Genomic DNA, 768 nt, shown 5'->3' on the forward strand with positions numbered 1-768 from the left:
GGGGGTGGGGGGGGGGCCGCGGGGTTGGGGGGCCGGGGGGCGGCGCGCCCCCCCCCCCGCCCCCCCCCCGCGCCCCCCGCCCGCCCCCGCGGGCGCCCCCCCCCCCGGGTGGGTGCGCGGGTTGGTGCGGAGGGTCAGTCCGTCGCGGGCCGGTACTTCTCGGCGATCGCGCGTGCGGTGTCGGTGTCCGGGCCGGGCTGGGGGACGAACACCGCCTCGCGGTAGTACCGCAGTTCGTCGATGCTCTCGCGGATGTCGGCGAGCGCGCGGTGGTTGCCGCCCTTCTGCGGGCTGTTGTAGTACGCCTTCGGGTACCAGCGGCGGGACAGCTCCTTGATCGAGGAGACGTCCACGATCCGGTAGTGCAGGTGGCCCTCCAGGGCGGGCATGTCCCGGGCCAGGAAGCCGCGGTCGGTGGCCACCGAGTTCCCGCACAGCGGCGTCTTGCCGGCCTCCGGCACGTGCTGGCGCACGTACGCGAGCACCCGCTCCTCGGCCTCGGCGAGCGTCACCCCGTGCTCGAGCTCGTCGAGCAGCCCGGAGGAGGTGTGCATGGCGCGCACCACCTCGGGCATGTTCGCCAGCGCCTCCGCGGGCGGGCGGATGATGACGTCGACACCCTCGCCGAGGATGTTCAGCTCGGAGTCCGTCACCAGCGCCGCGGGGGGGGGGGGGGGGGGCCCGGGGGGGGGGGGGGGCGGGGGTTGAGAATAGAGACAATACAAACCAGCAGTAAAACCACACACACAACCGGGGGCGGAGACGGCC

General features: G+C 75.0%; 1 pseudogene. It reads right to left on the minus strand.

What is annotated here, in order from left to right:
• Window positions 1-134: 134 nt before the first annotated feature.
• Window positions 135-662, minus strand: a pseudogene (gene orn / locus ACFV4G_RS33550) (oligoribonuclease); the annotation flags it as partial.
• Window positions 663-768 lie beyond the last annotated feature (106 nt).

It is taken from the genome of Kitasatospora sp. NPDC059747 (assembly GCF_042732955.1).
Taxonomy (GTDB): domain Bacteria; phylum Actinomycetota; class Actinomycetes; order Streptomycetales; family Streptomycetaceae; genus Kitasatospora.